This is a genomic window from Mesorhizobium qingshengii (assembly GCF_027563465.1).
Classification (GTDB): Bacteria; Pseudomonadota; Alphaproteobacteria; order Rhizobiales; family Rhizobiaceae; genus Mesorhizobium; species Mesorhizobium qingshengii_A.
In genome coordinates this window covers 78,462-105,059 of sequence record NZ_JAPFQA010000009.1, presented here as the reverse complement: position 1 = coordinate 105,059, position 26,598 = coordinate 78,462, and the positions used below count along the sequence as shown (strand labels likewise).

Sequence of the window (26,598 nt, the reverse complement as noted above, 5' to 3'; positions counted from 1 at the left end):
CTTTTGCCTCTTGATTATTCGGCTACGCCGGATGGACGGACGCACCGCGCTTGGCACGCTCGATGTCGTGAAGAAGGCCGCCCTTACGGGTATAGACGGCCCAGGTGATAGCCAGGCAGCTCACGTAGAAGATCAAGAAACCCCAGAGCGCGGCGTCCGGCCCGCCCGTCAAGGCGATCGAGGTGCCATAGCTCTTCGGGATGAAGAAGGCGCCGAAGGCAGCAATAGCCGAGGTGAAGCCGGTGATGGCGGCGGACTCCTTCTCCGCTTGCTTGCGACGCGTTTCCGCGTCGGCCGCGGGCATCAAGCGGCCCATTTCCTTGGCCATGATCACTGGGATCATCTGGAAGGTGGAGGCGTTGCCGACACCGGTGGCGAAGAACAGCAGCAGGAACGCGGCGAAGAACCCAAGGAATGCACCGGGTTGATCCTTGATGCCGATGAACCACAAAACACTCGCAACACCCGCGATCATCAGGACGAAGGCCCAGAAGGTGACACGCGCACCGCCGTATTTATCAGCCAGCCAGCCGCTGCCCGAGCGAGACAGGGCGCCCACGAGCGGGCCGAGGAAGGCGAACTGAAGCGCGTTGACGTCCGGGAACAGCATCTTCGTGAGCAGCGGAAAACCAGCCGAATAGCCGATGAAGGAGCCAAAGGTACCGGTGTAGAGCCAGCACATGATCCAGTTGTGCCGGCGCTGGAAGATCACGGCCTGCTCGGTGAAGGATGCCTTGGCCGAAGCGATGTCGTTCATGCCGAACCAGGTCGCAAAGGCAGAGACCGCTATAAACGGCACGAATACGAACCCGGCATTCTGCAACCATAACGGCGCCTCGCCCGCCGGTCCCTTGACCATGGCCGGATCGCCGCCGAACCAACCGAAGATCCCAGCCGTGATCGCCAGCGGAACCACAAACTGGACAACGCTGACGCCGAGATTGCCAAGGCCAGCGTTGAGCGCTAGGGCGTTTCCCTTTTCCGCCTTCGGGAAGAAGAACGAGATGTTGGCCATGGAAGAGGCGAAGTTGCCGCCGCCCAGGCCGCAAAGCAACGCCAGCATCAACAGCACGACATAGGGCGTGTCAGGATTCTGCACCGCATAGCCGATCCCGACCGCCGGGATGAGGAGCGACCAGGTCGTGAGGGTCGTCCAGAGCCTGCCGCCAAAGATCGGCACCATGAACGAATAGAAAATACGCAGTGTCGCGCCCGAGATTCCGGGCAGGGCCGCGAGCCAGAAGAGCTGGTCGGTGGTGAAGGTGAAGCCGACGAGCGGAAGCTTGGCGACGACGACGGACCATACCTGCCAGATTGCAAACGAAAGGAGAAGCGCCGGGATCGAAAGCCACAGGTTGCGCTGTGCGATGCGGCGGCCGGTTTCAACCCAGAAGGTTCTATCCTCCGGACGCCAGTCGGTAAGTGCACCGCCCGTCCGGGTTTTGGCCACAGGCGCGGGCATGTCCTGCATTTCGGGGAAGGGCGGGAGCTTGGCGAGGGCTTCGCCAACGGCTCCGCGTTCCATCTGGCGGATGGCCATATGCATCCACAGCAGCGCGCCGGAAACCAGCACGAAGAGCGCCATGAAGCAGCTCGTCCAGAGGCCGGTCAGGTCCAGCAGCAAGCCGAACAGGATCGGCAGGACGAAACCGCCGAGGCCGCCGATCATGCCAACGAGTCCGCCGACCGAACCGACATGGTCGGGATAGTAGACAGGGATGTGCTTGTAGACAGCGGCCTTGCCGAGGGCCATGAAGAAGCCGAGCACAAAGATTGCGATGATGAAGCCGACGAGGCTCATCTCTAGGTGGAAGGAGATCGTGCCATTGATGCCGTGGACCACGTAGTCGGTCGGCGGATAGGCCAGAATGAACGTCGCCACGACCGAGACCAAGAAGGTCCAGTAGAGCACGCGCCGCGCGCCAAAGCTGTCGGACAGGTGTCCGCCATAGGCCCGAAAGAGGCTCGCCGGAACCGAGAAGAAGGCTGCGATCATGCCGGCCGTCTTGATGTCGAGGCCGTAGACATTGATGAGATATTGCGGCAGCCAGAGCGCGAGCGCGACGAAGGCGCCAAAAACGAAGAAATAATAGAGCGCGAAGCGCCAGATCTGCACATTCTTCAGGGGCTCGAGCTCGAGCCACGCACTTTTCGGCTTGATCCCGGATCGCCGCCGCTCGACGATAATGGGGTCGTCCTGCGTCGTAAGCCAGAAGATGACGGCCATGACGACCAGGGCCGCTGCCCAGACTTGCGCCACGGTTTGCCATCCGAAGGCGACGAGCACGAAGGGAGCGAGGAATTTGGTGACCGCGGCGCCGACATTGCCGGCACCAAAGATGCCAAGCGCCGTACCCTGCCTCTCCGGCGGGAACCAGCGCGACACATAGGCAACACCAACTGCAAAGGAGCCGCCGGCTATACCGACGCCGAGGGCAGCCACCAGCATTTGCGGATAAGTGTGGGCATAAGACAGCAGAAAGGTCGCGACAGCGGCGGCGAGCATGTTCGCCGTGAAGACCATCCGGCCGCCATAGCGGTCGGTCCAGATGCCAAGCGCGACTCTGAGCAGAGACCCCGTCAGGATCGGCGTGCCGACGAGCAGGCCGAACTGGGTCTCGCTGAGGCCGAGTTCCTGGCGGATGCGAATGCCGATGATGGAGAAAATGGTCCAGACCGCGAAGCAGACCGTAAATGCTGCCGTGCTGGCGCCCAGGATTTGACCGGACTTCGGATACACGGGCGTTTTCATTGTCAGCTGCCCCTTCGACAGTTGGCCTCAAGGATCGGACTCTCGCCCGCTCACGGGCCAAGATGGCCAAGGCGCCGTCATCCAGCATTGATCCAAATCAAGGCGCGACGTGACATTTGTCACGGACCATGCGGAGACGACGGCAAGCCTCAAATCGGAGAAGATAAATTTTGTTGGGGGACATGACGTATGAGGAACTGGCACCGGAAGCGCTCCCGGTGTTTCGGGGGCTACCCGCGTCCCGGCGGACCGACCTGCTGCAAAATGCAATGGTGCACAGCGTGTCCTCAGGCACTGTCTTGTTCGAACAAGGCGACGTGCCGAATTTCCAACTGATCGTGCTGGCGGGATCGGCGCAATTATTTGGACGATCGGCCGAAGGTGGTGAAGTCTTGATCGAGGCTGTTCGGGCGCCGGATCTCATTATCCCTGCCGCTGTGCTGACCGGTGCGCCTTATCTCATGCAGGCCAGGGTGCCCGAGCCTTCGCGGTTTCTGTTGATTCATGCGGCAGCGTTTCGCTCGGCCGTCGACGCAGATCCGTTGCTGGCGCATGCCGTGATCGGCAGCCTCGCACAACAGTTCCGACGCATGGTTCGGCAGATCAAGAATCTCAAGCTGAGGACCGCGATACAGCGTGTCGGATGTTACCTCTTGGCCCTGTCACAGAGGCAGCGCACTCCAGACAAAGCAGTCCTGCCGTTTGAGAAGATGCTGATCGCCTCCGAACTTGGTATAACTCGTGAATCCTTTTCGCGTGCATTGTCCAGCCTGAGCAACTCAGGCATTCAAGTCCATGGCCAAATCGTCCTGATTCATGACGCTCCTCGGCTGGCCGCCGAATGCGGGTACGATCCCGTTACCGACGGGCCAGACGCCGATGACTTCGTAGTCTGATTGACCGAAGTCGCGGCAATCACTGCCTTTGGTTGATCCAGGTCAACGCCTGTCCGTCACTCTTGCCATCACCTCAACCAGTTGAGGAAGGAGAACAGGTGTGCCAACGGACAGCTCGACGATCACTGTCTTGGTGCTGGATGTCTTTGCCTTCCTCGCCGTGCTGGCGTACGCCTCTTTCGAATCGCGTCATAGATTGCGCGGGCAACGCCCCGCGCCGATCAAAACGCATTTAGACGAGAAACCTCGCCAGAATTCAGTCAAGCCGAAAGCCTGAAGCGCCGAACATGAGATGGCGACCTGTTCTCAGGGGAATCTCGAGGACAGGACCTTCCTTGCACGAATGCCTCTTCAAGGTGGGTTGCCAGCCACCGATGCCGGCTGGCTCCTGCCTTTCTGGCTCCGGCAATCCGGCGTTGCCTTAAATTTGCGGTAAGAGCATTCGACGGAAAGCCATGAGAAACAGGCCGTAGGCGACAACCCACAACGTGCCTGAAAGACCCGTTAAAACCGCGCCGTAGACGGGCAGTAATTCGACCAGGAGGCGCGACAGGCAGCAAATTGTCATCGTCACGAAGGCGCCTGTCGCCGGAACCGAGGTCTCGAAGGCGCGGCGGCTGTGCTTGCGGATCATGCTCGCCATGATGGCGAGAGCCATCGTGCCGATGGCGCCGATCGTCCAGGCATGAACGGCAGCCGCCTGCCCCAGCCTTGCAGGCGCGAAAATGTGGATCGCCAGAAGCCCGAAACCGACGGTGATCCAGCCGTACCCGATATGAAGAGCGAGAACTGACGACGACGCCACCATTCGCCACCCTTTCCACTGGGCGACTCGCATCACCTGAGTGCAGGCGGCAAGGGCGCAGGCAAGGCCAGTGAGTTGTGCCTGCGGCGCGACAACCCACGAACCAAGGGCGCATGCCGCCACGACGGCTGCCGCGTACTCCAAAACAGCAGAGCGATCGATGAAGATCCGGCCGCCGGCGCTTTCGATATAAGCCATGGTCAAAGCCGGCACGACCCGTCCTCCAATGATCATGAGGAGGCCGATGATCGAAGCCAGGGCCAGTCGCAGTGCAAATTCTACCTGGCAGGACGCTGCCGTGAGCACGTTGCCGCCACAAAAGACAAGCAGCAGAAACACTATCTTCAGGTTGCGACGGTCCCGGCTGGCTATCACATGTCCCGCCGCGATCAAGAGGAGTGTCAGGACCAACAGCGCCGAGAGGGCAAGTCCGGCCGAAAGCGACAGAAACAGGAAAGTGCCCCGGCTGCACAGCCATAGAGCGACCAGCAAACGCGTGGTGAGGGGCGACACCGCACGACGTCCTGTCCATCGGGGCAGCGCCGTCAACAGAAAACCAGTCAGGATGGCTGGAACCATCCCGAACAGAAGCACGTCACGATGCCAATCGCCGGGAGAAATCCCGGTTGGGCCGATGGCCTGTATTCCGAACGCCGAGGGCAGCCAGACCGCCGCGCCTACGATCGCGTCCAGACCGGCGATGAGAAAAAATGGCCGAAACGGCGCCGGCATCCGCCTCGCATCGACAGCGAGCGCGCTCCCGTCAGTAGCCATGCAACAATTCCTCCACGGCGATGGCCGATGCGAGATCCTCGTTCTGCTTCGCCGTTCGCAAGGTCGGTGGTCGAAAAAAGCCGACCCGAAGGCAATACCGCCGGTGATCGATCCCCGTATTTGCTCAAACGCAAACAGGTTTCAAAACGGGTGACTATAATCAAACCAGTTTTCGAGACCGGATCGGTGGATAAGAAGGCACCGCTCCGTCCGTTGTGCGATCGGCCGCGAAACGTTTCCCCTCGCGCCGCGCCAACGGTTCGATCGGACGCCAGCAAGGTTGTGATTGACCTTGCAACAGGAGCGAACAAGATATGAAATGGAACGTTCCATCGAGTGGCATTGACGATGGCATCCGGCGATTTGCCGACATGGCCGTTTTCGGCCGGCTGGCAATCTTGATCAAGGACGCCCAGCTGGATTGTAAGTGCCACTCCAGGCTCGACGAGATGTTGGCGCGATTTGCAGCTCTGGAGATCCGACGAACCGCCCGCGAACATCTTGCCAATGCCCGCAGCCAACGCGAACGCATCGAAGCCATTCTTTTCTTCCTGCAGGACCTTGACGAAATGGGGGCTACCGAACGGGACCGTAGCGTCTACCTGGATGTCGCACTCCTGTTCGACGACATCGCGAACACCGCGAAGGAAGGCGCATTTTCGATGCGGCAACTCAGTTTGTCCCCGGTGCAGACCGGGCCATAGCTGCTCGGCCGCAACGGTCGGCGAGGACTGCAGCTGCCCCTGCCGGTCCGGTTCAGGTGATCGCCGATCGCGGTCCGAACAGAGCTGGCGGGCACCTCCGGCATCCGACGGGAGAGAGGATCCCAAGGCTGCCCGCTTCATCCTTTCGTGCCTCGATCTGCCCAGCACGCGCGTCGATGGATACGCCCATGGCAAGCCCGGCTGGCAAGCAGCCACTTCGATCTGAAGATGGATTTCGAACGGAAAAAATGACCCAGATTGCAATCGTGACGGTCTCGGACCGTGCAAGCCGCGGCGACTACGAGGACCTTGGCGGTCCAGCAATCGAGCGTTGGCTTCGTCGTGTCGTAGCATCGCCGTGCGTCTTCATCCGTCGCATAGTCCCTGACGGCGTGGAAAGTGTCCGGGATGTGCTCATCGAGCTTTGCGACCAATGCGGCGTTGATCTGATCCTGACGACTGGAGGGACCGGTCCATCTCCGAGAGACCTTACCCCAGAGGCCATGCAGCAGGTTATCACCAAGGAGCTTCCCGGCTTTGGCGAACTCATGCGGCAGGCCAGCCTGCGCCAGGTCCGCACCGCAATCCTTTCACGTCAGACCGCTGGAGTGCGCGGCCGTTCGCTGATTATAAATCTGCCCGGCAAGCCGGCATCTATCGACGTGTGCCTGAATGCTGTTTTCCCCGCCGTGCCGTACTGTCTCGAGCTGATCGGCGCAGTTCCGATTGTCGCGGACCCGGCGATGTTTGATTAAGGCATGCACCTAGAAGCTGATGCAGGGACAGCAGAGGCCTCGTTTGCAATTCCTATTGCACTACGAGATTTTAGCGGGCCAGGTAGCCGCCATCGACCGCAAGCACATGGCCGGTAACCACCTTCGCGGCAGGTGAAGCCAGATACAAGACCGCAGCGGCGACATCGATTGTATCGGCGAATTTTCGAAGCGGCATCAGGTCGAGCAGCGTTTTCGACATTTCCGGATCGTCGAGCAGCGCCTTGGTGAACTCAGTTCGGACCCATGTCGGCGCGACAGCGTTGACGCGAATACCCCGCGATGCCCATTCGACAGCCAGGCCGCGCGTCAGGTTGACAAGGCCGCCCTTGCTCGCATGATAGGAAGCGATCGGATAGATGCCTCCTCCGGAGATGCCCATGATCGATGCGATGTTGACGATAGCGCCGCCGCCGGCCGCTGTCATTGGCTCGGCCGCGGCGCATGAACAGAAAAAGGCCGCATTCAGGTTGACGTCCATCACTTCGCGCCAGACGTCGATGCTGGTCTCCAGTGCTGGAATGCGTCTCACCAGAGCCGCGTTGTTGACGAGGATATCCAACCGGCCGAAGCGGTCGAGCGCGGTGGCGAACGCCTGCTTGATCTGTTCGGGCTTGGAAACATCCGCCACCAGAACGACCGCTTCGCCACCCGCCGAGACAATCGCGTCTACCGCGTCTTTCGCGGCGCTTTCGTCACGATCTAGAACGGCTACCTTTGCCCCGGCCTGACTGAGCATCAGCGCCGTTTCCTGGCCAATGCCACGCCCCCCACCGGTGATCAGGGCAACTTTGCCGTAGAGGGAAAAAAGCTGTTCCAGCATCTTCGACATGGCCTTGACCTCAGTGGATTGCGGCGTACATGATTTTTTCTTCGGTCGCTTCGGCGGCTGAGAATTCCTCAACGATGCGGCCCTGCCTTGCGACGAGAATGCGGTCGGAGAGGCTGAGTATCTCGGGGAGATAGGACGAGATGACGACGACCGCGATGCCTTGCGCGGCGAGCGAGCGGATGAAGTCGTGGATCTCCTGGATGGCGCCGACATCGACGCCGCGGGTAGGCTCGTCGAAGAAGACGACCTTAGGATTTTGAACGAGCGATTTCGCCACCACAACTTTCTGCTGGTTTCCGCCCGACAACTCGACAATCTTGGCGCGGCTGTTGATGGCGCGGATCTTCATGCGCTGAACCCACTCGGTCCCGACCCGGGTCTGCTCGCGGCGCGACAGCAATGTTGAACGCCCTTCCGGTGTCGCCAATCGTCCGACATAGATGTTCTCGTCGATCCGCATGGTCTCGAAGAAGCCGTTCAGCTTGCGGTCCTCGGTGACATAGACGATGCCGTCGGCGATCGCCTGGCGGGGTATGCGATATCGTATCGGCTTGCCGTTCAGGTAGATCATGCCGCCATAGATGAAGTTGCGCTTCAGCGCTCCGGCCACGACCTTGGCGATCTCGGTGCGGCCTGAGCCGATCAGCCCCGAAATCCCGGTAATCTCTCCGGCGTAGACCGAGAACGACATGTTGCGGACCATCTTGCCCATGATGACGTTCTGGACCGAAAGGACTTTCTTCCGTCGCGTCTGCTTGATGTCGGGCTTGCGCGCATCCGCGTAGTAGGTCTGCGACAGGTCGCGACCGACCATATGCCTCACGAGGATTTCACGGGTGAGATCCTTCGTCGGTCCCGTGTGAACACACTCGCCATCGCGCAGCACGGTGACACGGTCCGTCAGTTCCAGCGCTTCTTCAAGGGCATGTGAAATGAAGATGATAGCGACGCCTTCGGCCTTGAGCCTATGGATGAGGTCGAAGAAATGCAGCTTTTCTTCGGGCGTCAGCGTTGCGGTTGGCTCATCGAAGATGATGAGCCGGGCGCGATGGTGGACGGCGCGCGCGATCTCTACCATCTGCTTTTGCGCCGCGCCGAGGGTCGAGACCATTGCTGTCGGGTCGACATGGAAATTCATCGACTGGAGCAACTGCTGGGCGGCGATATACATGCCGCGCAGCCGGGTCATGTACTTTTCGCGACCCAGAATGATGTTCTGCGCCACGGTCATGGTCGGGATCAGGCTGGTTTCCTGATAGACCATGACGATGCCAGCCTTGAGCGCGTCGGCCGGAGTGGCGAAGACCTGTCTCTGTTCGTCGAGCAGGATCTCACCCGATGATAGCGTGATCGCGCCGGCCAACGCCTTGCAGAGCGTCGATTTGCCTGCGCCGTTTTCACCGACAAGGCCATGGATCTCACCACGCCCGATGTCGAAATCGACATCGGTGATCGCCCGCGCGCCTCCGTAGACCTTGGTGCCCTTGACCACGCGCAGCATCGGTTCTTCATGTCTTTCCGTCGTCATTGCTTCGGACCTGCTGTCACCTGGATGATCTTGCCGTTGCCCTTCGAGGTCACGAACACCGAGCCGCCTTCGGTGGCTACCCCGGTAATGCCGTGACGGGCGCCGCCGACGCGGCTATGAAGGCTCGCTTCAGGCTCGAATTCGTCGTCGAGGAAGACCACCAGTCCGTAGGATCGCGGCGGCGCCCATGCCTTGAGGCTGCCGTGTTTCTTGAGGCCGCCGCCTTGCACCGGCTCCAGATAGTGGCCCTCCGAGCGTAGCGCAGGCGCGATCCAGAAGGCCGGATCGATGCGCTCAATCATCTTGCGGCGGTAAGCGTCCTCCGTCAGCACGAAATCCACCAGCTGCGTGCGCAACGCGAACATGGTCAGGCAGTAGCCGGATCCATGGGTAGCGATTCGCGCCGGATAACCCGGCAGGTTCTGCATCATTGCCTGAGCACTGCCGCGGCCGCCCGCCCGAAGCGGCAACCTTGACACGCCATGCGTCCAGGCTTCCGTGACGACCAGGGCTTGTCCGTCGAGACTGAAGCAGATGCCGTTCGGATAGGCGAGCTGCTCGGCGATCACCTCTACCTGTCCGGTATCGCCGTCGATGCGCAGCACCCGGCCTGAACGGCGCTTTTCCATCAGGTCAAAGGCCCAGCGGTCGGGGGTATTGTCCCGCGAACCATCGCAGACATAGAGATCGCCTTGCGCGCCGGCGACGATCGCGGTCGGGCATCGGAGCCCGTGCTGTCCCTCGATCCTGAGCATGCGGCCTTCGTCGGGCCCACCCAGGAAGGCAATGCCTTGCCCAGCAATGCAAACCACGACGCCGCCCTTCGGATGCGAGGCGATACCGGTTGCAAGACCGTCAAACTCGGCGACGGCAAGCGGGTTTGAGAAATCGGAATTTTCGAAACGAAAGACCGTGCGACCGGCCGTGACATAGGCTCTGCCGTCGGCGGCAAACGCGATGTCGTCCGGTTCCCGCAGGGCGTTGCTAAGCACCGGGCACTCGTCGAGACCGGAGTTCGGCCGCATCGGACCGTCAAGCACCGGATTGGCGCGCCGGTCGCGGTTGCGGAACAGCAATTCCTTCAGGATGTCGACGACCACGCTGCTCATAGAGATGCCCCTTGTGCCGCACTCATGTCCGCTCGCCCCAGTAGGCTGCAGGTCCGTTCCACTGCTCGTCGACACCCGAAAGCTTGACGCGCCCGATCCGGTCATTGGAAAGGCCGCCGATATAGAGATAGCCGCGCTCCTCGCGCATCGAGGTGACGGAGGGGTGTGACTTGCCGCCGATGTCGCCGAGCGTCTCGATGATCTTGCCGCTCTCATCGAACTTCACGACGCAGCCATTGTTGATGTTGGGATAAAGCCATTCGTCGTTGGGAATGCGCTTGATCATCCGAGTGCGGAATCCCGGATCCTCCATGGCGAGGTCGTAGGCCGGCGTCCGCAGACCGACCAGCGCCAGCCAATAGCTGCCGTCGGATGCCCTGTTGATGTTGTCGGGCATGCCCGGCAGGTCGGCGATCAGCGTTTCCAGCTTGCCGGCCTTCGGTCCGGCGATCCAGTAGCGTTCAATACGGCAAGCCCAGGTGAGAGCGAAAAGCACCGACTGCCCGTCGTGAGAGACGCAGACGCCATTGGGAAAGATCTGATCGCGCAAAAGCGTCCTGGTCTTGCCGGTCGACGGATCGAAGACGATGATTCGCCCGTTGCCGCGGCCCTCGAGCGCGTCCGTTGCCCAGGTCTGGGCGGTGTAGCGCAGCGTTGCCTCACTGAAGTAGATCTTGCCGTCCGGCGCGATATCGAGATCGTCGGCAAGCACGAGGCGGGAATCGTCGATCACCTTGCCGAAGGTGCGCGTCGTCTCGTCGGTGAGCTTGTAGACCGACCGGTCGGGACGCACGCCGTAGACCCCCATGCCCGCCACGCAGATGATGAGGTTGTCGTCGCGGTCGAATGCCATGCCGAGCGGCCGGCCGCCGGTCCGCGCAAAGATCTCCTGCGTCTCCAGGTCCTTGCCGCTGAAGCGCCAGATGAATCCTTCGCGTGTCCCGCAATAGAGATTGCCTTCGCGGTCGAAGATGACGTCCTCCGGACCGTCGAGCTTGCCAAGACCGATGGCTTCGGCATCGCGCAGCCGGTTGTTCAGCGCGTAGGCCGAACCGCTGTCGGGCGCGATGTCGTGCCGCGCGCCAAGCTTGAAGTAGCTGGGCACGACATAGATCTTTTCGATCGCCTTGTTGCGGTTGCGCGACCATTTGACGTCGACGCCGACGGCCAGCAGCATCATGAACCCGAGGAATGCCGACGTGGCACCGCCGACCAAGCCGAAGCGAACCAGTCCGTTGATGAGCACCAGGACGATGGTGGTGCCGATCAGCGACTGGCCAATGGAGCCCTTGCCCCCGGAAAGGTTGACACCGCCCAGCACGACGGCGGTCAGCGCCAACACTTCCATGCCGACGCCTGTGTCGGAACTCGGGCTGTTCAGGCGTGCGGCATAGAACACACCGCCAAGGGCAGTGAGCACGCCCGAGATGACATAGGTGAGGAAGAGGTGCCGTTCGACCGGGATGCCCGCGTGGCGGGCGGCCTTGCGATTGGCTCCGATGGCGGCAATGTACCAGCCAGGCCGGCCCCGGCTCAGGAAAATGTGGCCGACGATCGCCACCAGCGCCAACGCCAGGATGTTGGCCGGCACGCCGAGCAGGTCGCCGCCGCCGAGCCAGTCCCAGAAACGGCTGTCGCCCGTCGAGATAGCCATTTCCATGGAATAACGCAGAATGAGCAGGTTCAAGATCGCGCGGAAGATCAGCATGGTGACGAGCGTCGTCAGGAAAGCACCAAGGCCTATATAACCGATCAACATGCCGTTGACCGCGCCCATAAGGGCGCCGGCGCCAAGCGTCACGGCGATCGAAAGCGGCGCCGACAGCTCGTACATGTTGAACATCATCAGCGCGATGAAATTGGCCATGGCAAAGATCGAGCCGACGGACAAATCGATGCCGCCTGAGATGATGACAACCGCGATGGCGATGGCGACAAAGCCGAATTCGCCGAACTGACGCGCTGTCGAAACGATGTTGCCGACCGACAGGTAACCGGGGATCAGGAATGCAAAGGCCAGTATCACCAGCACGGCCGCGGTGAACGGCACCACGGGCTCCATCCATCGTTTTTGCAGAAGTTCGGCCACGAACTGCTGGAATGACCATTTGTAGCGAAGACGGATCAGTGTCTCCCTGAAGCTGGTGTCGGCCATCCGATCCCTCCCTAGGTTGGCTTCGCGGGCGACATCGCGGCCGCCCGCTCTGTTTTATCGTGTGCCTTCAGCTCTTCTTGGGAATGTCGGTGCAGCGCGCCTGGTCGACATTGTCCTTCGTCACCCAGAAGAAGCTGGAGAACGAAGCGACATTGTGCGAGCCCGGCTTTTCACCGGCCATCAACAGGTTCTTGGCCATGACCATGACCTCGCGACCCTGGTTCCAGGCATCCCAGTCCATGTACCTGTCGATCAGGCCGGCCCGGACTGCGTCACAGCCTTCCTTGTAGCCGCCGCCATTCGAGTAGACGAGGACCTTGCCGGTCAGCCCGGCCTTCTTGACGGCCTGCGCGCCGCCGATGGTCATGATGTCGTAAGGGCCGAAGATGGCGCAGACATCGGGATGCTGCTGCAGCACCGCCGTGGTGATGTCATAGGCCTTGGTAGCGTCCCAATTGGTCGCCTGGCTGGAGACGACCTGGATGGCGGTGTCCTTAGCAAACTCCTTCATTAGGGCGTTGGTCATGTAGACGTTTTGCGCCGAGGTGAGTTCGCCTTGCAGGATGACGACCTTGCCCGACTTGCCACTGCCCGTGCCGCACTCCTTGACGATATCCTTGCCGGTGACTTCCGCCTGCTCGGTCCAGTCACCGCCGACATAGCCGTCGCTCAACGTGTTCGACATCATGCTGAGCTGGATGACGTAGATGCCGGCTTCCTGCGCCTGCTTGATCTGCTTGACCAGCAGCTGGACGTTCGGGTTCTGCACGATGATGACGTCTGGCTTGTCGGCAATGGCGCCTTCAAAAGCCTGCGCCAGCGCGGTGCTGTTCCATGCTGGATCCTTGACGGAATACTTCATGTTACTGCGTTCGGCTTCCGTGCGGATCACATATTCCCATGTGTCCATCAGCGGTGCGCCCAACGTCATCGGCAGGAATGCGATGGTCTTCCCTTCGATCGACTTGGTGTATATTTCCTTCAATTGAGCGCCGCCGTCAGCCGCGCTGGCAGGCAGCGTCGAGATGCACAGCATGGCACCCAGAGTCAGCGCAATCGGCTTCACCAGCCGTCTGCAGTGGTTGATCAACGTCATCTTCTCCTCCCGAGATAGCGCGCCTTGATTGTTTCAATCTTGTCGAGGAAGACGCCTCCCCTAAAGATCTCCTTGCCGGGCCGTCTCCTCGTCCCGGGGATGCAGTTTGCGATCGAGCGTGATCGCGCCAAGCAGCACGACGCTCTTGACGATGTTCTGGACGTCGCCCTGGACGTCCAGCAGGATCATCGCGTTGAGCAAGGTTCCGATCAGCGCCGTTCCGGCCAGCACGCTGGCAATCGAGCCACGGCCGCCGCTCAGGCTGACGCCGCCCAGAACAACGATCAGCAGGACATCGAAGATCAGGCTCGAACTGAACACGTTAGTGTTGATCGACGCGACGGATCCTGCCGTGACCAGACCTGCCAGGAATGCCACCGCCGATGAAAACGCATACTGGCTGATGGTCAGCACGCGGACCGAGACGCCGGTGAGCCGGGCCGCTTCCGCGTTGTCGCCGAAGGCGTAGACGAAGCGTCCGGCTGTGGTGCGCGACAGTACCAAATGGCCGACAAGCGCGACGGCCGCGAAGATCACCAGCGGAATCGGAATGCCGAGGAGTTCGCCTTGACCGAGTGCAAGGAGCAGCGGCTGGTTTTCCGGGGCATAGGTGATGATCCCATCCAACATCAGCCATCGGCCGATGCCGTAGACCAGGGTTCCGGAAGCGAGTGTGGTGAACAGTGCCGGAATGCCGATGATCGAAATGGCAAAACCATTGAAAGCGCCGACCGCGATCGCAAATCCAAGGCCCATGGCCAGCCCGGCCGCGAGGCCGTAACCGAGGCCTATCAATTTGAGCGACCATGCCGCGCAAATCGCCAGCACGGCGACCTGCGACAGGTCGAGGCCACGGCCGATGACCACAACAGTCATGCCAACGCCAAGGATACCGAGCACGGAGACACTGCGCGCGAGTGTCGAAATGTTCGCCAATGTGAAGAACCCGCTAACAAGAATCGCACACAGGCTGAAGATCAGGACGGTGGTGGCCACCACCAGCGTCTCCTGGCCGACATTCTTCAGGGCAAACGTCGCCGGCCCCCTGGCCGTGGAAGAACCGTCCTTGACTGATGCCATTGCGACTACCTCTGTCATTGGCCGCTGCCTCTTGACGTGTGAAACGTTAGCCATGTCTCTATACAAGCATGGTCATCGGTTGTTCGATCAATACCTTGAACGCGGAGAGCAACTCTGCGCCCGTTGCCCCATCGATGGCGCGATGGTCGACTGACAGCGTCACTGTCATCACCGTGCCCACCGCCGGCATGCCGTCGCGAATGACCACGCGCTGCTCCCCGGCGCCCACCGCCAGGATCGATGCCTGGGGCGGATTGACGATCGCGGCGAAGTTCCTGACCCCGTACATGCCCAGGTTCGAAACACTCGCCGTGCCGCCTTGATATTCTTCCGGCTTGAGCCTGCGGGCCTTGGCGCGGGCGGCAAGCTCCTTGATCTCATTCGAGATGGTGGCGAGGCTCTTCGTTTCCGCGCGCCGCACGATCGGCGTCATCAAGCCGCCCGCGATAGCGACAGCGACACCTATGTCGGCATGGCGATGTTGCAGCAGCGCGGCTTCTGAGAACGACACGTTGGCATCGGGAACCTGATGAAGCGCCAGCGCCAACGCCCGCACCACGAAATCGTTCACCGACAGGCGGTAGGCGCGCTCGCCGTCGCGCCCCGAAGGCGCCGCCTCGTTGAACTGCTGCCGCAGCGACAACAGTGGATCGATCATGCAATCGGCGGACAGATAGAAATGCGGCACCGTCCGCTTGGATTCGGACAAACGACGCGCAATCGTCAGCCGTATGGAATCGTGGGGAACCTCCACGAAACTGCCGGCCTCGAACAACGCCTTGATCCTGTCGTCGCCGGTCGCCTCTGCCACCGGCGCCGTGGCCGGGAGACCCGGCATCTGCGTTTGGGCTGCTGCTTCTCGATTCGCTTTTGCGTCGACCTCGCGGGCGGCCAGAGCGGCACCCACGTCCCGTTCGAGAATCCGGCCATGCGGCCCCGTGCCGGTAATCGACTCTGCATCGAGGCCGGCCTCTGACATCAGTCGGCGTGCGATCGGGGAGGCAAAGACACGGCCGGCGTCATTACCATTGGCCATGGGCGACGGCTCGGCCAGTGGTGGGGCCGCCAGCGCTTGCCGGGCGACCGTCGGTGTTGGAACAGGGGCTGAAGCAGCTGCGGTTGGCATTTCCACCTGACGGGGATCCGGACTCTCCGGGCGGGCGTCATCCTCGGTGGTCATCGAACCTATGATCTGGCTGACCGGCACATCCTGGGTGCCCGCCGCGACGAGAATTCGCGACAGAACGCCGTCTGCCGCAGCCTCGACCTCCATCGTGGCCTTGTCCGTCTCTATTTCGGCGAGTACGTCGCCGGAACGTACCGGATCGCCGACGGCCTTCAGCCACTGGATCAGGTTACCCTTCTCCATCGTCGGCGAAAGCGCTGGCATCACTATGTCGATCGGCATCAGAGCCCCGGTTTTCCTGGCGTTGCCTGTCTCATCTCAACGGTAACAGACGCGACGGATCGCATCGGCGATCGCGTTCTGGCTGGGAATGACCGCACGTTCGAGTTTATCATTGTAGGGCATCGGCACTTCCATCGCGCCGAGGCGCTCGACCGGGGCGTCTAGCCAATCGAAGGCAAGCTCGTTGATCTGCGCCGCAATCTCGCCACCAAGTCCTCCCGTTCGCCAGGCCTCGTGCACCACGACGCATCGATGCGTCTTCTTCACACTGTTGATGAAGCAATCCATGTCGAGGGGGCGCAAGGTGCGCGGATCGATCACCTCGACGGAAATGTTTTCGCGCGCCAGAACCTCAGCCGCGGACAAGGCGCGCTCGACCATCACTTGCGTCGCGATGACCGTGACATCGGTGCCGGCACGCTTGATGTCAGCCTTGCCGATTGGAATTTGATAGGGCGCTTCTGGAACCGGTGCTGTCTGGCCGAGATAGAGAAGCTTGTGTTCCAGGAACATGACCGGATTGTCGTCACGGATCGACGAGATCAGAAGCCCTTTGGCGTCGTAGGGTGTCGACGGCGCCACCACGATCAGGCCGGGCACGTGAGCGAACCACGCTTCCAGTGATTGCGAGTGCTGCGCGGCGAGCCGGATACCGCCGCCCTGCGGGCCGCGAAACACCACCGGAACAGTTGGCGTTCCACCCAGCATGTAGCGCAATTTCGCCGCCTGATTGACGATCATGTCCATCATGAAGGTAACGAAGTCGAAGATCTGTATTTCGGCGATCGGCCTGCGCCCGCAGATCGCCGAACCGACCGCGGCGCCGGCGATTGCCATCTCCGATATCGGCGTGTTGATGAGCCTATCCTTGCCGAAGCGCTGGAACAGCCCCCGCGTTACGCCGAACGTGCCGCCGATATGGCCAACGTCCTCGCCGATGACGAAGACGCTTTCATCGCGCTCCATCTCCTGCGCCATCGCTTCCTTGAGCGCTTCGAGATAGGTGAGTTCGCGCGTGCCCGGCGCCGGCTCGATCGCATTCGCCGAGTTCGAGGGAGCCGATACGGCGGGCATGAGCATGTCGAGATCGGGCTCCGGCGAGTTCTTGGCGAACTCGACGGCCGCATTAATCGTTGCTTCGGCTTCTGCCACCATGTCGGCAAATTCGGCGTCCGTCAGCGCACCCCGATCCTTCATCAGCTTGGCGCAACGCGTGATTGGGTCCATCGCCTTCCATCGCTCGACTTCCTCGTCTTCGCGATAACCAGGAAGATTCGCCCGCATCGAATGGTCGCCATGCCTATAGGTTATGGCTTCGATCAGCGTCGGCCCTTCACCGGCACGGGCGCGGGCGATGGCTTCGTCGACAGCGGCATAGACTGCGACCACGTCGTTGCCGTCGATCGTTTCGCCCGGCACGCCATAGCCCGCGGCACGCGCGGAGATCGAACCACCGGCCGTCGCCTCCGCGAATGACGTCGAAAGTCCGTATTGGTTATTCTCGCACAGGAAGACGATGGGCAGCTTCCAGAGCGCCGCCATGTTGAGTGCCTCGTGGAAAATGCCTTCGTTGGCACCACCGTCCCCGAAGATGGCGATGCCTGCGTCGGTTGACTTGCGCTGCTTGGCCGCCAGGGCCGCGCCGACACCGAGGCCCATGCTGGCGCCGACGATGCCGTTGGCACCGATGATGTTAAGACCGATGTCGGCGATGTGCATGGAGCCACCGAGGCCGCCACAGATGCCATCGCGGCGACCAAGAAGCTCGGCCATCATGCGGGAAACATCGGCGCCCTTGGCAATGCAGTGGCCGTGTCCGCGATGATGCGTGGCGATGAAGTCGCTGCGTAGCAATGGATAACCGCCTCCCGCCGCGACCGCCTCTTGTCCAACCGACGAATGCGCCGTGCCCTTCACGAGACCGCTCTGGAACAGCGCGCTCGTGGTTGTCTCGAAGGAGCGGATGACCAGCATCGTTTTGAGAAGCTGCTTCAGTTCGGCATCATCGAGCTTCGGCGCATTGCGCGTCGCCAGCGGATAGGGTGCGCCATCATTGGCGGCCACGCCCTTCGGCTTGCTCGGAGCCTTGGCTCTCGTTTTGCCAATCTCGCGGCGGAGACCGACGGCCTGAACTGATTCAGTATTTTTATTTTTCATCATGCCCCATCCACTGCCATACGCAGTGCCGCCCGGCTGGAGAAGCCTCGGTCTCTGCACGCGCGATGCGATTGGCGTTCTTCCCGATTCCGGCATCTCTTTGTCATTTCATCGGATGCCTTGATCGGAGACTTCCACGATAGGGATCTCAAAACAAACACAAATAGCATATGGCAGAAATGCCTTTTGGTTATGGATTGTCTCGTCATTGTCCACTCTACCCATATCGAGAAATCATTCCCTTCCGGTGTGCCTGGCCATGCTTTGCAATACCGATCAAGCAGCCAACCCAGTCGCACCAACCCGCGCGATTTGCCGGGCTTTGCCTGGTGCCGCGAGGCTTTTCTCGTCAGGCAGGCCTCTCGATCAGTTCGATGGTGATCTTGTCGGGAGTGCGCAGGTAGGAGACGCGAACGCCCGCATTCGGTCCTCCCGTCTTGTTGACGTAAGGGGGCGAGATCGGGACAGCGCCGAACACGGCGAGGTGCGTGATGACGGAGTCGATGTCGCGAACATCGAAGGCGATATGCGCAAACCCGACATCGCAGGGCCGTGCGTGCACGGTGACCCGATTGGCGGGAGCGCTGTACTCGATCAGTTCGACGGTCTGGTCGGGCCTGTGGAGATAGGCTATCTCGACTTCGGCGCCATCAACTCCGGTTATCGTTTGGATGGATGCGGGATCGCGCCCGGCCCGCGACGTCAAGGTGAAGCCCAAACCGTCGCGGAAGAGTGCGATCGCCCTGCCGAGGTCGGCGACCGTGAAGCTCGTATGGTTCGTAGCGGTTATCTCGTGTTGCATGTCCAACCCCTCTTCCAAGAGCTCATGACGGCAAGCCGGTCATCAACTCAGTAATCGGAACGGCCGCCGGAGAGATCGAATGTTGCACCGGTACTGAAGGACGCTTCGGGCGAGGCGATCCAGGCAACAAGCGCGGCCAGTTCATCTGGCATTCCGAACCGGCCCATCGGTATCTTCGCCAGCAGCGTGGCGACATAGTCGGCTGGCCATCTGTCGAAAATCGCCGTTTTGATGGCAGCGGGCGTGACGCAGTTGACGGTGATCTTCGTCCCCGACAATTCACGCCCGAGCGTCTTGGTGAACCCGATGACGCCGGCCTTCGACGCGGCGTAGGCGCTGATTGACGGGCTTGCTTCCTTGCCGGCGACCGAGGCTATGTTGATGATGCGGCCGTAACCGCTCGCTAGCATGGTAGGCGTGATGGCGCGGCAGCAGAGAAAGACACCGGTCATGTTGACGTCGATGACCCGTTGCCAGTCGGATAGCGACAGGTCCCATGCTTGCGCGTGAGGGCCTGACACGCCGGCGTTGTTGACAAGGATGGACACGGTTCCGAACCGGTCGACCGTCGCGTCTCGCGCCGCTTCGACCAGCTTTTCGGAAGACACGTCGACGACCGAGGTGTGTATGCGTTTGCTGTCGCCGAGCGCGCTCACGGCGCGATGGAGATTTTCCTCCTCGACGTCCCAGAGGCTGAGGTTGGCGCCATCGGCCAACAATCTTTGCGCAATTGCCAGGCCGAGCCCTTGCGAGCCGCCGGTCACCACGGCGGTTTGGCCGCTCAAATCACGTCCCAAAGGCCCCTCCCATGGCTTTCGCCGCTAACTGCTGCCAGCCTAACGACTGCGCGATGCATTGTGGCGTTTTGGTATCGGAGGCATTACTAGCGCGCGACAGATATCAACACTAAGACAAAAGCCACATAGCAGCCATTAGATTTGTGTATGGCTGAAGAGGCTTCCAGACAGGAGAAGAATCGTGGACGTTCGGCAACTCGAGTATTTCCTGCACGTTGCGAACACTCTCAACATCACACACGCCGCCATGCGGGCTCACGTGTCGCAGCCGGCACTCAGCCGACAGATCAGGCTTCTTGAACAGGAACTCGGAACCAGGCTGTTCAAACGCAAGGCACGCGGGGTCGTCCTTACGGAAACAGGCCAGCGGCTGGTCGAGAGGACACGTGTCCTTCTTGCCAGCGTCGGCAGGATCAAGAGCGAAATCATGTCGTCCGCCGACGAGCCGGTCGGAACCGTGCGGCTGGCGGCATCGAATTCGCTAAGCGGACTGCTGACCGCTCGGGTGGTCGCGCGATATCGCCGCACTTATCCAGACGTGCGCGTGCACGTAACCGAGAACACCTCGATGATGGTGCGGGAATCGATCGTAAATGATGGCGCTGACGTGGCTCTTCTTTCCGACAGGGAGTCTTTCACTGCTCTCACAAAGATGCCGCTCGTCACCGAAAGCCTGCTTTTGATCGCCCCTCTGGACGTTGGTCTGGATCTGTCCCGGCCGGTGTCCGCAAAATCCCTTACAGGGCACAACCTGATCCTGACGCCCTTTCCCAACGGCTTGCGTCGTGCTGTGGATGAAATCCTGGTGCGAGCCGGCCGCGTGTCTGAGCCAAAGTTGGAAGTCGACACCAACTCGTTGATGACCAGCCTTACGAAATACGGCACGGGTTACTGCGTACTCCCTTACAGCGGTGTCCATGAACTGCTCCAACGCAACGAGGTATCCGCAGCACCTATTCGAAATGCCAGATGGGGCTGGGTAACCGCAGTTTCGCGCGAACGCGCCATGTCGACGGCGACGAAAAAGCTCATAGAGATGATCGCAGAGGATGCCCGCGCACTGACAGAGGACGGAACCTGGAAAACCGCTTCATTGGATTTAGGCAGCAAACTCATAAACTGACTAGTGGTTGCGGACCCGCCTCCGCTCTGCATCCATGCTCGTGGGGATCGAATCGCCAAATTGACGCGGCCGCTGTCTCGAGCTTCCGTTCGGCTGCGTTGAGCGTCCTGCCCGCCCGGCCGAGCAGTTCCTCGGCTGCCCAGAGCTTGACGGCTAGTTCGCCGAAACGATGCATGACGAGCGGCTCTTCGGCGGGTGTGGCCAAACCGCTTTCGAGAGCGGGAGGATTATGCGGTAAAAAGTCCGGAAGAAACCGGCGCCATCTATAGCCGCCGACTAAACCAGCTCGAACATTCCTCAGTTGGCCCATATGGCCGACATCGCGCCGAGTTGCCCAGCGAACCGCGTTGCGCAGCCAGCAGCTAACGGGAAGTCCTGCGGGCACGCAAGCGATCCACTATGACTTGATAATCTACGTTCATCAGATCTTCGACGATATGCGCGCGCAGGGCCGCTTTCGCCTTCACGCGATCCCCGCTGGCAAACAGGTCGAGAAGCTCGACATGGCTCCTATGAAGAGCCATCAGGTCCATATCCCTGATACACAGTCCGAGGACGACCATCAGACGCAGCGACAGCGACTCCCACAATTGCGACAGGACCTCGTTACCGGAGGCAAGGCAAAGCTGTCGATGGAACTCCATGTCATGACGTGCAACGGCAAAGCTCTCGCCGGCTTGGGCCGCCTGCCCCATTTTTTGAACAGCCAGCCTGACGCCATCAAGCACCGTGCCGTCCTTGGATGAGCGATCCAGAACCTCCGAGAGCGCCAATAATTCCAGACTTGCCCGAACCGATGCTATGTTGCGGAGCTGCCGATCATCAAATTCAACGAGTCGCATGCCCTTGTAGGGCGCGCTTACCGCTAGTTTGTGGCTCTCGAGGACGAGCAACGCTTCTCTAACTGGAACGCGGCTGACATTCAGCTCCCTCCCAATCTCCGCCTCCTTTAGCCGGTCACCAGGAAGAAAGCGGCCTTCGGCGGCAGCCTGCACGATTGAATCGACGACCTGATCAACCAGAACGACGGTTGTCAGCGCCTGCATTCGCGCTGACACGCTATCAGCCATAAAGCGCGCTCCTCGGATGCGGCCTCGGATACTCTATACCGCCACGAGGCCTGTCCGCGTCAGGTAGCATAGTCGGCACCCTCGCGATCCAGCAGACGTTTCCGGGCGTCGAAATGGAGTTGAGCTTCCCTGCCGAGATAGACATCTCGAACGATCGGAGCCATTTTTGCAGCCAGATCATCGCCGATCTCCTGAATCTCGCGACCAGTTGACATGGCCTTTAGCTGAACGGCGGCTATGCGATCAAGATAGTAGAGCGTTTGGAAAGTTTGCGCGATCGTGTGGCCGACGACCATCGGACCGTGATTGGCCATCAGGAGGACAAACGCTTCGTTCATGGCGTCCGCCACCATCTCGCCAGCCGTGCCGTCGAGAGGCAGATCTCCATAAGTTTCAACATAGGCGACGATGCCGTGGAACAGCGTGGCGTCCTGATGTACCATCAGCAGCCTTTGGTCACGCAGCGCCGTTAGTGCAGTGAGGTTGGGCTGGTGCGTGTGTAGAACGCACCGCGCCTGGGGCAGTCGTCGATGCATCGGGCCATGCAGTGAAATAGCCGAGACTTCGGCCTCGCCCGTCCCACTTACGATCTTGCCTTCCATATCGACGATCAAGAAGTCGGACGCTTTGACTTCATCCCAGTGAAGGCCATAGGGGATGATCAAATACTGATCGGAACGACCCGGAACCATGAAGGTCATGTGGTTCACGACCGATTCGTTCCATTGATGAGTGTGCGCTATTCGATGCAGGGCCGCCAGGTCAATTCGGGCTTGGAGAAGCCCGGTGTCGTTGGAATGCAGGTCCATTTCTCAACTCTCATAGTCTTGATGTGGCTAGGACGAGACGTTCATGTTGCCGCGCGCCGCAAGACGCGCGAAATGACGGTTGTCGGCGTCCGGCGGACGGATTCGGCGGGCCAGTTCGGCCGATGACCGAATGTATCTGGCTCCCTCCTCAGAGACGCCCGCGGGTGCCAAGCCGATCGCCGCGATTCCTTTCGCAATTAACTTATTGCAGATGGTATACGATCTGCTATGTTTGGATGTCAAGTTCACGCAGGGGTAATTCGATGCCCAGTTGCTTCGCGACAAAGCGGGCAAAACAAGGATCGAGAGTCTGTATGGCTTGACTCTTTCCGAATATGAATTCATGTTCATTTTTGGATGAAAAGAGCAATCTACAATAGGGGAACCGTAATGAAGTTAGCTCTGACAGCATCAATCGGCGTGGCGCTTTTGTCCGCCAATGCGGCGCAAGCCGAAGACGCAGCCCTTTCGGGCAAGACGGTCTGTGTAAACCGCTTCGCTTCGGCAGCGGTGATCGACGACATATTGAGGGGCATGAGCGCCGGGTTCACGAAGGTCGGCGGCGAGAAAATCAATCAGAACATCCAGAACCCCGAGGCCGATGCCGCGACCCAGCAGACGATCGCTCAGCAGTTTGCCGGCGGCGGGTGCGATGTCATTGTCGCCATCGGTACAGCGGCGGCCCAATCCATACAGCAAGCCACCAAAACTGTTCCGGTCGTCTTCGTCGCGGTGTCGACCCCTCTCGAAGCCGGCCTCGTAGCCTCACTGGACAATCCCGGCGGCAATATGACCGGCGTCTCAGATCCGCTGCCCGTCGAAGCAGAAGTCGATGGTATGGTCCGTATACTTCCCTCGATCGAAACCATCGGCTTGATCTACAAGGTCGGCGACCCGGGGGGCGATCCGCTCGCTGCCAAGGAGAAGGCTCATATCGAGGCCAAGGGCCTTAAGTATGTGGTTGCCGGCATAGCCAATGCCGGAGAGACAACGCAGGCCGCGCAATCCCTTGTCGGGCGTGTCCAGGCAATCGGGTTGCCTTGCGATACGACGACGCTCTCCGGCGTGGCTGGCGCCCTCAAGGTGGCGAAGGATGCCAAATTGCCGGTTTTTGGATGCACTTCCGACGGCGTCAAGGGCGGCGCCCTGCTGGCGGGAAGCTACAGTTACGAAAACGTCGGAATTATCGCGTCGGACCTCATAGTCAAAGTTCTGAAGGGCGCCGATCCCGCAACGATGCCTGTCGTGTTTCCAAAGATCGCGGGTTTCGAAGTAAACAAGACCGCGGCAGGTGAACTCGGGCTGACCATTCCAGCTGATATGCTGTCTTCAGCGGTTCATGTTTATTGAGGGAAGCAGATGATTCGCGACGTTCTGTTTCTCGGCCTCCAGATCGGGCTTCTGTATGGTCCGTTGGCGCTCGGTGTCTATCTTGCGATCAACGTGCTTAGCCTGCCCGATCTGACGCTCGAAGGGTCTTTCGGACTTGGCGGAGCCGCGTCGGCGACTGGCCTGGTACTCGGGCTCGACCCTGTCAGCGCCCTGCTGCTTGGAATGTGCGCGGGAGCCCTAGCCGGTCTGACGACGGCGATCTTGCATGTCGTACTACAGATGAATGTGCTGCTCGCCGGGATCCTCATGACAACGGCAGCCTGGTCCGTCTCCATCATCGTGATGGGGACGGGCAACATTTCGCTCGTCCGCGCCGAGACATTGTTTGTCTGGGCCGAGGCAATTCCGCTCGGCAACCAGGCCGCGACGATTCTTGTCGGCGGTGTCGTGACGCTGCTCTTCGGCCTGTTCCTGACCTGGCTGCTGGGAACGGGTTTCGGGCTGGCCACCAGGGTCACCGGGCTCAACATCCAGACCGCCCGAAGCATGGGCATTCGCACTGAAATGCATCAGGTGATCGGACTGATGCTCGCGAACGCCCTCGCAGCCGCGTCAGGCGCTCTCGTGGCGCAGAGCCAGGGATTCATGGATGTCTCGATCCAGGGCGGCGTCATCGTGGTCGGTCTGGCCGCCTTAACGATAGGAATGAGCGTGATGCGCAGTGACCGCATAGCCGCTGGCGTCCTGTCGGTGGTTGCCGGCGTCGTGATCTATCGATGCATCGTCGCGCTCAGCCTGCGCATGGGCATACCACCCAACGCGGTCAAGCTCATCACCGCCATCTTGGTGTTTGCGTTCGTCGCCGCCCGCATCCACGGCAAGGGCATCTTCACCGTCACGAGTTTTGTCGGCTGGCAGGCTCGCCGGCGCAAGCATATGCAGTTCCTGGAGAATGATCGTGTTGCACCACTCTTCTGATTCCAGCGCTGCAGGAATGCACCCTTCCCTATCGGCTGTCCGTCTGCGCGGTGCAACGAAACGATTTGTGGGGCTGGGCAAAAAGGAGGTTCTGACGGCGCTCGACTCGATCGATCTCGACGTTGAGGAAAGCAGTTGCGTGGCGCTCATTGGGTCCAATGGCGCAGGTAAATCCACGCTACTTTCAATCCTCATGGGCACGCTGTTGCTCGATGAGGGGGTGCTGCAACTCGACCATCAGGACGTCGGCGAACAGCCGTCTTGGAAGCGCGCCGACAAGATCGCGCTTGTGCGTCAGAACCCCGAGCACAACGTGCTCTCCGCGCTGAGTATCGAGGAGAACTTCGCATTGGCGATCATGGGACGAGAACGGGCGTTCGGGCTGCGTCGCTACGACCGCGACGCGGTGCGACACGCGGCCACACAAGCGCTGGCCAAATTTGGAATGGGGATCGAAAGCCGCCTTTCGGAAGCGGCCGGAACCCTTTCGGGTGGGCAGCGGCAAGCAGTCGCCGTAGCCATGGCGGCCGTCCGAAATCCGAGATTGCTGCTGCTGGACGAGCATGTCTCCGCGCTTGATCCGAAACGCGCGAAGGTCGTCGCCGAGGTTACCGAAGACATCGTTCGCGCGCAGTCCATCACCACTGTTATGGTAACCCACGATCTGAGCCACGCGCTCAAACATTCCGATCGTGTGCTGATGATGCACCGCGGGCGGATCGTCATGGACCTGTCGGGAGACGAAAAGAACGCGATCGGTTTCACCGAACTGGCCAGCCGCTTCGAACACCTCGTTGGCGAGGCGTTGCCGGATCGCACATTGCTTGCGGTTTGATCGATGAGCCCCTCAGCCACCCCCCGAAGCCAATCAACTCAAGCCGACGATTCGGCTCTTGAGCGGATTCCTCTTGGCGACCGCCTGGCGACCGAATTGAAGGCCGCCGTCAATGGAGAGCGCGGATTGCGCCGTGCCGCGCGCACGCGAGCTGCATTGAAGCTCGCCGCGCTGGAAATCCTGTCCGAAGATGATCTGTCGTCACTGACCATCGCGGCCGTCACAGGCCGGGCGGGCGTTGCCGTGGGAACGTTCTATGTGCATTTCAACGGTACGCGCGATCTCGCACTGGAAGTCTTTTCCGAATTCGCCGCCGTGGACATTGCCCCTGCAATGCCGGAAGGTGGAACACTTCCAGATCTCTACACCGGTATGAAAGCCACTTTCGTCGAGATCGTCCGCACATTCCGACGGCGCAGGAAGCTCTTCCGCTCATTGTTCCAGATGAAACGCCAGGACGACGCGGCCAATGCCGTGTGGCTCGGGCTTACAGCGTCGTGGGCGGACGCGCTTTCGGCAATCGCCAGGAAGCACGATCCGGGCCCAATGCCCCAAGGCTTCAACAGCTTCGTCGGTCATGCGACGACCGCTTTCGCCGACGAAATCATGACACGCATCTATATCGATGAGATTTTCGGTCCGGAGTTCCCCGGCGATCCATCGAACGACGAGGTGGTCGCCGAGTGGCTTGCCTTCGCGCGCCATCGCATGCTGTTCGGAATGGACCCCGACCCGAAACTGCTGGCCGCCCCACCGCCGCCGGCCGTGCGCTGACCGGCTAAC

At 60.7% G+C, this 26,598-nt stretch carries 23 protein-coding genes; 9 read left to right on the top strand and 14 right to left on the bottom strand.

Annotated elements, in window-relative coordinates:
- Positions 1–22 precede the first annotated feature (22 nt).
- Entirely contained in the window at positions 23–2,752 is a 2,730-nt protein-coding gene (locus tag OOJ09_RS20220; RefSeq protein WP_269906880.1) for a nitrate/nitrite transporter, read from the bottom strand.
- A 182-nt stretch (positions 2,753–2,934) separates the two neighbouring features.
- Between OOJ09_RS20220 and OOJ09_RS20215 the strand changes: the two genes are divergently transcribed.
- On the top strand, positions 2,935–3,648 hold the full coding sequence (locus OOJ09_RS20215; RefSeq protein WP_269906879.1) for a helix-turn-helix domain-containing protein: 714 nt from the start codon (positions 2,935–2,937) through the stop codon (positions 3,646–3,648).
- A 100-nt stretch (positions 3,649–3,748) separates the two neighbouring features.
- Complete coding sequence (locus tag OOJ09_RS20210) at positions 3,749–3,925, top strand: hypothetical protein (RefSeq protein ID WP_269906878.1); 177 nt, start codon at positions 3,749–3,751, stop codon at positions 3,923–3,925.
- Positions 3,926–4,069: 144 nt separating this feature from the next.
- Here the strand turns inward: OOJ09_RS20210 and OOJ09_RS20205 are convergent, their stop codons facing one another.
- Complete coding sequence (locus OOJ09_RS20205; protein WP_269906877.1) at positions 4,070–5,227, bottom strand: NnrS family protein; 1,158 nt, start codon at positions 5,225–5,227, stop codon at positions 4,070–4,072.
- Between the two features lie 314 nt (positions 5,228–5,541).
- On the opposite strand from OOJ09_RS20205, the gene OOJ09_RS20200 reads away from it, so the two are divergent.
- Positions 5,542–5,931: a hypothetical protein gene (locus tag OOJ09_RS20200; protein ID WP_269906876.1), complete on the top strand. Its 390-nt coding sequence runs from the start codon at positions 5,542–5,544 to the stop codon at positions 5,929–5,931.
- Between the two features lie 248 nt (positions 5,932–6,179).
- Complete coding sequence (gene mog, locus OOJ09_RS20195) at positions 6,180–6,686, top strand: molybdopterin adenylyltransferase (RefSeq protein ID WP_269906955.1); 507 nt, start codon at positions 6,180–6,182, stop codon at positions 6,684–6,686.
- 70 nt (positions 6,687–6,756) lie between these two features.
- Here mog and OOJ09_RS20190 read toward each other — a convergent pair whose 3' ends face one another.
- The 10 genes from OOJ09_RS20190 to OOJ09_RS20145 form a co-directional block, all read right to left on the bottom strand.
- The gene (locus tag OOJ09_RS20190; protein WP_269906875.1) at positions 6,757–7,536 is read right to left on the bottom strand and encodes an SDR family NAD(P)-dependent oxidoreductase; all 780 of its coding nucleotides are present in this window, start codon (positions 7,534–7,536) and stop codon (positions 6,757–6,759) included.
- A 10-nt stretch (positions 7,537–7,546) separates the two neighbouring features.
- Positions 7,547–9,064: a sugar ABC transporter ATP-binding protein gene (locus tag OOJ09_RS20185; protein ID WP_269906874.1), complete on the bottom strand. Its 1,518-nt coding sequence runs from the start codon at positions 9,062–9,064 to the stop codon at positions 7,547–7,549.
- Complete coding sequence (locus OOJ09_RS20180; protein WP_269906873.1) at positions 9,061–10,173, bottom strand: SMP-30/gluconolactonase/LRE family protein; 1,113 nt, start codon at positions 10,171–10,173, stop codon at positions 9,061–9,063. Before OOJ09_RS20180 ends, OOJ09_RS20185 begins: the two co-directional genes overlap by 4 nt.
- Before the next feature lie 22 nt (positions 10,174–10,195).
- Entirely contained in the window at positions 10,196–12,328 is a 2,133-nt protein-coding gene (locus OOJ09_RS20175) for an ABC transporter permease (protein ID WP_269906872.1), read from the bottom strand.
- A gap of 67 nt (positions 12,329–12,395) precedes the next feature.
- Positions 12,396–13,424: a sugar ABC transporter substrate-binding protein gene (locus tag OOJ09_RS20170; protein WP_269906871.1), complete on the bottom strand. Its 1,029-nt coding sequence runs from the start codon at positions 13,422–13,424 to the stop codon at positions 12,396–12,398.
- A gap of 60 nt (positions 13,425–13,484) precedes the next feature.
- Positions 13,485–14,504: an ABC transporter permease gene (locus OOJ09_RS20165; RefSeq protein ID WP_269906870.1), complete on the bottom strand. Its 1,020-nt coding sequence runs from the start codon at positions 14,502–14,504 to the stop codon at positions 13,485–13,487.
- Positions 14,505–14,562: 58 nt separating this feature from the next.
- Complete coding sequence (locus OOJ09_RS20160; protein ID WP_269906869.1) at positions 14,563–15,912, bottom strand: pyruvate dehydrogenase complex dihydrolipoamide acetyltransferase; 1,350 nt, start codon at positions 15,910–15,912, stop codon at positions 14,563–14,565.
- A gap of 36 nt (positions 15,913–15,948) precedes the next feature.
- A complete protein-coding gene (locus OOJ09_RS20155; RefSeq protein ID WP_269906868.1) occupies positions 15,949–17,976 on the bottom strand; it encodes an alpha-ketoacid dehydrogenase subunit alpha/beta in 2,028 nt (675 codons plus the stop codon).
- A gap of 442 nt (positions 17,977–18,418) precedes the next feature.
- Positions 18,419–18,871, bottom strand: coding sequence for a VOC family protein (locus OOJ09_RS20150; protein ID WP_269906867.1), 453 nt, complete (start codon positions 18,869–18,871; stop codon positions 18,419–18,421).
- A gap of 47 nt (positions 18,872–18,918) precedes the next feature.
- Positions 18,919–19,656, bottom strand: coding sequence for an SDR family oxidoreductase (locus tag OOJ09_RS20145; RefSeq protein WP_269906866.1), 738 nt, complete (start codon positions 19,654–19,656; stop codon positions 18,919–18,921).
- Positions 19,657–19,849: 193 nt separating this feature from the next.
- Between OOJ09_RS20145 and OOJ09_RS20140 the strand changes: the two genes are divergently transcribed.
- Positions 19,850–20,791, top strand: a complete 942-nt coding sequence (locus OOJ09_RS20140) for a LysR family transcriptional regulator (protein WP_269906865.1) — start codon at positions 19,850–19,852, stop codon at positions 20,789–20,791.
- Between the two features lie 362 nt (positions 20,792–21,153).
- Here OOJ09_RS20140 and OOJ09_RS20135 read toward each other — a convergent pair whose 3' ends face one another.
- Together OOJ09_RS20135 and OOJ09_RS20130 are read right to left on the bottom strand one after the other, a co-directional pair.
- The gene (locus tag OOJ09_RS20135; RefSeq protein ID WP_269906864.1) at positions 21,154–21,861 is read right to left on the bottom strand and encodes a GntR family transcriptional regulator; all 708 of its coding nucleotides are present in this window, start codon (positions 21,859–21,861) and stop codon (positions 21,154–21,156) included.
- Between the two features lie 59 nt (positions 21,862–21,920).
- Positions 21,921–22,670 carry a class II aldolase/adducin family protein gene (locus tag OOJ09_RS20130; protein ID WP_269906863.1) on the bottom strand — a complete coding sequence of 250 codons (750 nt, stop codon included), beginning with the start codon at positions 22,668–22,670 and terminating at the stop codon, positions 21,921–21,923.
- A gap of 390 nt (positions 22,671–23,060) precedes the next feature.
- Between OOJ09_RS20130 and OOJ09_RS20125 the strand changes: the two genes are divergently transcribed.
- The 4 genes from OOJ09_RS20125 (at position 23,061) to OOJ09_RS20110 (ending at position 26,589) form a co-directional block, all read left to right on the top strand.
- Positions 23,061–24,020 (top strand): ABC transporter substrate-binding protein, encoded by a 960-nt coding sequence (locus OOJ09_RS20125; RefSeq protein ID WP_269906862.1) that lies wholly within the window; start codon positions 23,061–23,063, stop codon positions 24,018–24,020.
- Positions 24,021–24,029: 9 nt separating this feature from the next.
- Positions 24,030–24,980 carry an ABC transporter permease gene (locus OOJ09_RS20120; protein ID WP_269906861.1) on the top strand — a complete coding sequence of 317 codons (951 nt, stop codon included), beginning with the start codon at positions 24,030–24,032 and terminating at the stop codon, positions 24,978–24,980.
- Complete coding sequence (locus OOJ09_RS20115) at positions 24,955–25,815, top strand: ATP-binding cassette domain-containing protein (RefSeq protein WP_269906860.1); 861 nt, start codon at positions 24,955–24,957, stop codon at positions 25,813–25,815. Before OOJ09_RS20120 ends, OOJ09_RS20115 begins: the two co-directional genes overlap by 26 nt.
- A gap of 126 nt (positions 25,816–25,941) precedes the next feature.
- Positions 25,942–26,589 (top strand): TetR/AcrR family transcriptional regulator, encoded by a 648-nt coding sequence (locus OOJ09_RS20110; protein WP_269906859.1) that lies wholly within the window; start codon positions 25,942–25,944, stop codon positions 26,587–26,589.
- Positions 26,590–26,598 lie beyond the last annotated feature (9 nt).

Coding starts and splice junctions, on each gene's coding strand:
- OOJ09_RS20170 (WP_269906871.1), bottom strand. CDS start 13,424: ATGACGTTGATCAACCACTGCAGACGGCTGGTGAAGCCGATTGCGCTG.
- OOJ09_RS20120 (WP_269906861.1), top strand. CDS start 24,030: ATGATTCGCGACGTTCTGTTTCTCGGCCTCCAGATCGGGCTTCTGTAT.
- OOJ09_RS20115 (WP_269906860.1), top strand. CDS start 24,955: ATGATCGTGTTGCACCACTCTTCTGATTCCAGCGCTGCAGGAATGCAC.
- OOJ09_RS20215 (WP_269906879.1), top strand. CDS start 2,935: ATGACGTATGAGGAACTGGCACCGGAAGCGCTCCCGGTGTTTCGGGGG.
- OOJ09_RS20150 (WP_269906867.1), bottom strand. CDS start 18,871: ATGCAACACGAGATAACCGCTACGAACCATACGAGCTTCACGGTCGCC.
- OOJ09_RS20200 (WP_269906876.1), top strand. CDS start 5,542: ATGAAATGGAACGTTCCATCGAGTGGCATTGACGATGGCATCCGGCGA.
- OOJ09_RS20130 (WP_269906863.1), bottom strand. CDS start 22,670: ATGGACCTGCATTCCAACGACACCGGGCTTCTCCAAGCCCGAATTGAC.
- OOJ09_RS20160 (WP_269906869.1), bottom strand. CDS start 15,912: ATGCCGATCGACATAGTGATGCCAGCGCTTTCGCCGACGATGGAGAAG.
- OOJ09_RS20165 (WP_269906870.1), bottom strand. CDS start 14,504: ATGGCATCAGTCAAGGACGGTTCTTCCACGGCCAGGGGGCCGGCGACG.
- mog (WP_269906955.1), top strand. CDS start 6,180: ATGACCCAGATTGCAATCGTGACGGTCTCGGACCGTGCAAGCCGCGGC.
- OOJ09_RS20180 (WP_269906873.1), bottom strand. CDS start 10,173: ATGAGCAGCGTGGTCGTCGACATCCTGAAGGAATTGCTGTTCCGCAAC.
- OOJ09_RS20190 (WP_269906875.1), bottom strand. CDS start 7,536: ATGTCGAAGATGCTGGAACAGCTTTTTTCCCTCTACGGCAAAGTTGCC.
- OOJ09_RS20220 (WP_269906880.1), bottom strand. CDS start 2,752: ATGAAAACGCCCGTGTATCCGAAGTCCGGTCAAATCCTGGGCGCCAGC.
- OOJ09_RS20125 (WP_269906862.1), top strand. CDS start 23,061: ATGAAGTTAGCTCTGACAGCATCAATCGGCGTGGCGCTTTTGTCCGCC.
- OOJ09_RS20175 (WP_269906872.1), bottom strand. CDS start 12,328: ATGGCCGACACCAGCTTCAGGGAGACACTGATCCGTCTTCGCTACAAA.
- OOJ09_RS20185 (WP_269906874.1), bottom strand. CDS start 9,064: ATGACGACGGAAAGACATGAAGAACCGATGCTGCGCGTGGTCAAGGGC.
- OOJ09_RS20205 (WP_269906877.1), bottom strand. CDS start 5,227: ATGGCTACTGACGGGAGCGCGCTCGCTGTCGATGCGAGGCGGATGCCG.
- OOJ09_RS20135 (WP_269906864.1), bottom strand. CDS start 21,861: ATGGCTGATAGCGTGTCAGCGCGAATGCAGGCGCTGACAACCGTCGTT.